General features: G+C 60.2%; 8 protein-coding genes. 2 read left to right on the top strand and 6 right to left on the bottom strand.

Annotated elements, in window-relative coordinates; genetic code table 11:
• The first annotated feature begins 573 nt into the window (after window positions 1-573).
• Both mscL and VGI36_09175 read left to right on the top strand, forming a co-directional pair.
• On the top strand, window positions 574-1,014 hold the full coding sequence (mscL, locus tag VGI36_09180; GenBank protein ID HEY2485310.1) for a large conductance mechanosensitive channel protein MscL: 441 nt from the start codon (window positions 574-576) through the stop codon (window positions 1,012-1,014).
• Window positions 1,011-1,541, top strand: coding sequence for a VOC family protein (locus VGI36_09175; protein HEY2485309.1), 531 nt, complete (start codon window positions 1,011-1,013; stop codon window positions 1,539-1,541). The genes mscL and VGI36_09175 overlap by 4 nt, the downstream gene beginning before the upstream one ends.
• Window positions 1,542-1,729: 188 nt before the next feature.
• Here VGI36_09175 and VGI36_09170 read toward each other — a convergent pair whose 3' ends face one another.
• From VGI36_09170 to VGI36_09145, 6 genes are all read right to left on the bottom strand, one after another.
• Window positions 1,730-2,989: an aminotransferase class III-fold pyridoxal phosphate-dependent enzyme gene (locus tag VGI36_09170; protein ID HEY2485308.1), complete on the bottom strand. Its 1,260-nt coding sequence runs from the start codon at window positions 2,987-2,989 to the stop codon at window positions 1,730-1,732.
• A 41-nt stretch (window positions 2,990-3,030) separates the two neighbouring features.
• Window positions 3,031-3,867 (bottom strand): class I SAM-dependent methyltransferase, encoded by an 837-nt coding sequence (locus VGI36_09165; protein ID HEY2485307.1) that lies wholly within the window; start codon window positions 3,865-3,867, stop codon window positions 3,031-3,033.
• A gap of 153 nt (window positions 3,868-4,020) precedes the next feature.
• A complete protein-coding gene (locus VGI36_09160) occupies window positions 4,021-4,422 on the bottom strand; it encodes a RidA family protein (protein HEY2485306.1) in 402 nt (133 codons plus the stop codon).
• 15 nt (window positions 4,423-4,437) lie between these two features.
• Window positions 4,438-4,782: a DUF190 domain-containing protein gene (locus tag VGI36_09155; GenBank protein HEY2485305.1), complete on the bottom strand. Its 345-nt coding sequence runs from the start codon at window positions 4,780-4,782 to the stop codon at window positions 4,438-4,440.
• Between the two features lie 2 nt (window positions 4,783-4,784).
• Window positions 4,785-5,177 carry a fluoride efflux transporter CrcB gene (gene crcB / locus VGI36_09150; protein ID HEY2485304.1) on the bottom strand — a complete coding sequence of 131 codons (393 nt, stop codon included), beginning with the start codon at window positions 5,175-5,177 and terminating at the stop codon, window positions 4,785-4,787.
• Between the two features lie 29 nt (window positions 5,178-5,206).
• A partial coding sequence (locus VGI36_09145) for an inositol-3-phosphate synthase (GenBank protein HEY2485303.1) occupies window positions 5,207-5,424 on the bottom strand: 218 nt, incomplete at its 5' end.

Genomic DNA, 5,424 nt, shown 5'->3' with positions numbered 1-5,424 from the left:
AAATTCCAAATAGTGCCCGTCCGCATCGATTACCGGATGGCCCAGGCGATCATGAATCGTCTTGGATTTGCCATTGCTCGACATGACCAGTCTCCTTCCCCAGGCATGGCCCGTGATCGCACCGCAACCGATACAGTATCGTAGCAGCCGTCAGAGCGAAAAGGCTTTGACGGCACTCACTGCGCGAGCAACGGGCCGGGGCTAGGGCTCCCGCTCCAGGCGGAGTCTCAACATGGCAGCGACCGACGCGATGACGTCCAGGTCGCGTCCAGCAGGCGAAACAGCACCTCCCGACGAGCCGCGACGCGCAACTCGAAGGGAAGCTCAAAGCATTGGCGCATAGTCAGGGCGAAGCGCATATCAAGACGCGCGAAGCGGTCTGGTCAAGTTCCATCCGTAGCAGCGTCATCTGGGTCCGGAGCTGAGCTGGCAAGACACAGAGGTGAAAGGTAGCCGCGACGCACAATTTTCTAACAGCGGTGCTCTCTGTGGCGAGACGTGAAACCCTCGCGCAACGAGGATTCGATTGCTATGTGACATGAACTCGATAACTGGCAAGGAGGCCACTGAACCATGTCGATGTTTTCGGATTTCAAGGAATTTGCGATGCGGGGAAATGTGGTTGACCTCGCGGTCGGCTTTGTCATGGGTGCCGCGTTCGGCAAGATCACGACCTCCCTGGTCAATGACGTGATCATGCCGCCGATTGGATCCCTACTCGGCAAAGTCGACTTCTCCAGTCTCTATCTCAACTTGTCGGAGAAAACCTTTCCGTCGCTGGCCGCGGCCAGGACGGCAGGCGTGCCGATTATCGCCTACGGATCCTTCATCAATACGATTATCGATTTTGTCATCGTGGCGTTCGCGATGTTCATCCTGGTGAGGCAGATGACTCGCCTCGTGAGTCCGGCGCCGCCCGCGCCGGCGGATAAGGACTGCCCCTACTGTTTGAGCAAGATTCCCCTCGGGGCTAGCAAGTGCGCGCACTGCACCTCCGAGCTCAAGGCGGCATGATGCGGCGTGGCGGTTCCGCTCCAAAACCGGACTCCGCGGCCGAGCTTATCGGCATCGACCACGTCTATCTGACGGTAAGCGATTTTGCGCGCTCGCGCCGCTTTTACGATCGGGTGATGAGGGCGCTGGGATTCAAGAAGGGAACGGCAGCAATCGGTGGCGAGCCGCACTGCCACTACTACAATCGTAGGTTCCAGGTCTCCATTCGCCCAGCGCACCATCGAGCAGTTAAACATGATTCGTATGCGCCTGGGCTACACCACTTGTCTGTGCGAGTCGCCAACCGGGTCGCCGTCGATCAGGTCGCGCGCAAGCTACGCGCGATGAGAATCAAAGTGGAGGGGCCGCGCCTGTGGCCGGAATACTCGCCCGACTACTACGCGCTGTTTTTCAACGATCCCGACGGGATCCGGCTCGAAGTTATGAATCATCTCAAGCGCCGTAAGCTAGTCCGCAAGGTATGGAATGAGCTTGAGGGCTTCGCGAATCCGCTCGATCGCCTGATGCGCCGGCCCGCCGCGCGTTAAAGACGCAAGCCCGCTGAGAGAAAGGCAGCTCTTTAGTTCGGCCTCTGCAAAGTGTGTTGTCAATGGGTCCTCGGCGCTACAGGTTTAGAGCCCTAAGTAGGAAGCGGAAGGTTGCGTGGGCGCCAAAAACACACGACGCGTGCGCGTCACTAGACTAATGACGTCGCCGGGAAACGCTGCGGAGCCGCTTAGGCCATCTGGCGCGCGACGTCCGTTATTGCCCGGGAAACGCGTTCGCAGATCTCTTCTACAAGATGGTCGCCGATAACCGTCGATAGGGCGATCAGACCGCGCGGTGCGATGAAGAGTCCGTGATTGAGCGCGGCGAGATGAAATTGCGCCATCGTCCGAAGATCCTCGCGAACGATCGTCGCCGGCGGCGCGACATTAGTGAAAAAAATATTCATCAGCGAACCGAATTGCCGGACGGAGAAGGGAACTTCAGACTGCCGCGCCAGGTGCTTGAATTCTTCGCCGAGACGCTTGGCCTGAACTTCCATCTTGTCGATGCGCTCCTGAGTCAGCTCGCGCACCGAGACCTGTCCTGCAGAGCAGGTGAGCACGTTGCCGTTGAAGGTTCCCGAATGAAGCAACGAGTGGCGCTCCCGCGGATCGAACGATGCCATTATGTCCGCTCTTCCACCGAGTGCGCCGACCGGCGTGCCGCCCCCGATGATCTTACCCATCATGGTTAGGTCGGGCCTGAGCTTAAAGAGTTTCTGCGCGCCGCCTTCCGACAGGCGCAGGGTGATGACCTCGTCGAGCACGAACAATGCACCGCTCCGTCGGGCGGCGTCCGCGACCCGCTGCAGAAAGCCTTCTGGCGGCGCAACCACCCCGGACGAGCCGAGCACCGGCTCGAGAAATACCGCGGCGATCTCCGATCCGCGTTGCGCCAACAGCTGTTCGAATGTGTCGGCGTGCCCGAATTCGCCGAGCAGAGTGCGCTCGCCGTTGTGGCCAAGCAGGCCCAATTCCAGATCATCGTACGATCCGTGGTATCCGTAGCGCGCCATCACTAACAACTTGCGTCCGGTCAGATGACGGGCAACCTGCGCTGCCAGCATGCCGGCCTCGGTACCGGAGTTGCAGAACCGAATGCTCTCCACCGAGGGGATTCTTTCGCACAACAGCTCTGCCAATTCGATTTGGGCCCGCGACCGCGCCGGCCACGCCGTGCCGTTGCGCGCGACGCGGGCAACGGCCTCGGCGATCGGCGGGTAGGCATGCCCATGGACCAAGCTGGTGTAATTTCCGAGCAAGTCGATATAGCGGTTGCCATCGACGTCGAACAGAAACGGCCCTTCGCCGCGATCGATAGCGAGCGGGTACGGCCGATGGTATGTGGTGGTGCGCGTGTCACCACCCGGCATCACCTGCTCCGCGCGTTCCGCGAGTTGCGCGGACTTGACAGTTTGTTTGCGAAAGCGTTCTTCGATTGCGTTCATGACGATACCTGTCAAGCACGCCCGCGTTTGCCGCGGCGGCTTTAGCGCTTAACCCGGTAACGGGGTTTCGCCCTTGTCGATGGCCCGGTCGCGACACGGACTTTTTCGTACACGCTCACGTGCAGGGGGCTGAGCGCGCTGAAAGATTCTCGGCGCCATCCACCCCAGCGTTCGCGCAGCCTCATGCCGGCCAGCCGTGCCATCAGATCCAGCTCCGATGGCCAGGCGTAACGGAGCTGAACCGGATAAAGGCGGTTTCCCTCCTCGCTCACGATCATGTGCGCGGCATGGACCCGCTGCGTGACCGGATCGTGTTTGGCCGAGTCGATTACCGCGGTTTCGCTATCGAGATAGATGGTCGAGGTTCGCTGTCCGCGATCGAAGCGGGAGACGTCCGGTACAAACGCTTCGAGCACGAACACACCGTCGTATGTGAGATGACGTGCGACGCGATCGAAACATCGAATTTGGTCTTCCTGGGTGAACAGTCCACCAAAGAAGGTGCTGAATACTACGTAGATCAGTGAGAACTGTCCCGGGACTTTGACGTCGACAAAGTTTCCAAGCGCGACCGGAATTGCGTCCCCGCCCGGCTTGTCGCGAAGTTTCTCGACCATCTTCGCGGACGAGTCGATACCCGAAACCTTGAGGCCCTGAGCAGCCAGCGGCAGCGCTATTCTGCCCGTACCGATTCCAAGTTCCAGCACGCGCCGGCTTCCCGCGACCGAAGCGAGAAACGCGACCGCGTCCGTGGCGTTGGTGGGGGTGGTAAAGAATTCGTCGTAAACATCCGCGATACGCTCGCCATAGGTGGACTCGTCGTAGCCGGCCATGCGGGCCAAGTCATCAAAGGCGGGCGCCAGAGTCAAATTCCCCATGGTTTCCCGGGAGAAAGCGGCCCGCGGTCCGCCGCCTCCGTGAGGGAGACTCGGAAAGGACTTCTATGCCGCGATGACCACCAAAACCGGAGGTGATTCGGAATCAGTGCTCGGCTTCCACCCGCGCGTTGTCCTGGGGCGAAGCTTTAAGTCTCACTTCACCACGGCAATCGCTTCCATCTCGACCATCAGACCGTCGACGGCGAGCGAGGTTACTCCGACCAGCGTCGACGCGGGTGGCTCTCCTGATGGGAACAGCTCCGCGCGCGCCTCGCGCAGCGCCGAATAGTCGGCCTGCTTGTAGTTGACGATGTAGGTATTGGTCTTGACGATATCGGCGGGGGTCGCTCCGGCGGCCTCCAGCGCGAGCTTCAAATTGCTCGCGGCCTGCCGGATCTGGGTCTTCAAATCGCCCGGTCCGACCAGCTTTCCGTCCTTGTCCACCGCGACTTGTCCCGAGATGAAGACCATCTTGCCGCCGCCCGCGACGGTCACGACATGCGTGTAACCGCGCGGCTGAAGCAGAGTGGGTGGGTTGAGGTATTTTCTCTCCATGGCTGGCTCCGCCGGTCAGTTCTTTCCGTTGCTGTCGCCGTACTGCAGGACCTGCACGCGCTCGAGCGTGACCAGTCCCGAGCCCATCATCGGGTCGAGCACCGGCAGGAATGCATCGATCTTTTCCTGAGTATCGACAATCTCGATTACGATCGGCAAGTCCTCGCTCAGCCGCAGCACCTTGGCGGTATGCAGCGTGCTGCTCTTGCCAAAGCTCATCGGGCCGCGTAGGACCGTCGCGCCCGCCAGACCGGCTTCGCGCGCTTTCAGGACGATGGCTTCGTACAGCGGACGGCCCTTTGTCCGATCATCTTCGCCAATGAAAATTCGCAGCAAGACCGCTTCCCGTGGAACGTGCATCGTTACACACTCCGGCCCATCAATTGCGCCGCCACGCTCCCCAGCCACACTGCGGCCAGACATAACAGAACCGAGCCGACCGCATTCAGCGAGGCAGCTACCCATTGCCCATCGCCGATCAGCGCCATCGTTTCAAGGCTGAAAGTCGAGAAAGTCGTATATCCGCCGCAGATTCCGGTCATGAAGAACAGTCGCGCTTGCGGGCTTACAAAGAAGCGACTCTCCGGCGCCGACAGAGCTGCCAGGAATCCGATCGCGATCGCGCCGCTGATGTTGACGAACATGGTGCCGAATGGAAATACGCCGCCGCTGAGTAGCATGATAAACCGCGAGGCGTAGTAGCGTCCCACGCTGCCGATCGCGCCGCCGATTGCTATCAAAATAAATCCGGGCACCAGAGCTCCAGAAAAAGGCAGGTCGGCCGCTAGTCGTAATATTCCAGCCCCAGGTGAGTTATCAGGTCCTCACCGCGCATCCAGCGAAGGGTGTTCTTGAGTTTCATGAGCTGAATAAAAATGTCGTGTTCCGGGTATAGTCCCGCTGCGACCATCGGTGCCTTGAAGAAGAACGAGAGCCACTCCTGGATTCCGTGCATACCTGCGCGATGGGCCAGGTCCAGGAACAGTACCAGGTCGAGCACCA

It is taken from the genome of Candidatus Binataceae bacterium, assembly GCA_036495685.1.
In the GTDB taxonomy this organism is placed as follows: Bacteria; Desulfobacterota; Binatia; order Binatales; family Binataceae; genus JAFAHS01.
This window is presented reverse-complemented; position numbering and strand designations above follow the sequence as displayed.

What these genes read in the sequence shown, in the direction of transcription:
- VGI36_09160 (HEY2485306.1), bottom strand. Translation starts at nt 4,422, where the DNA reads ATGGAGAGAAAATACCTCAACCCACCCACTCTGCTTCAGCCGCGCGGT.
- VGI36_09155 (HEY2485305.1), bottom strand. Translation starts at nt 4,782, where the DNA reads ATGCACGTTCCACGGGAAGCGGTCTTGCTGCGAATTTTCATTGGCGAA.
- mscL (HEY2485310.1), top strand. Translation starts at nt 574, where the DNA reads ATGTCGATGTTTTCGGATTTCAAGGAATTTGCGATGCGGGGAAATGTG.
- VGI36_09165 (HEY2485307.1), bottom strand. Translation starts at nt 3,867, where the DNA reads ATGGGGAATTTGACTCTGGCGCCCGCCTTTGATGACTTGGCCCGCATG.
- VGI36_09175 (HEY2485309.1), top strand. Translation starts at nt 1,011, where the DNA reads ATGATGCGGCGTGGCGGTTCCGCTCCAAAACCGGACTCCGCGGCCGAG.
- VGI36_09170 (HEY2485308.1), bottom strand. Translation starts at nt 2,989, where the DNA reads ATGAACGCAATCGAAGAACGCTTTCGCAAACAAACTGTCAAGTCCGCG.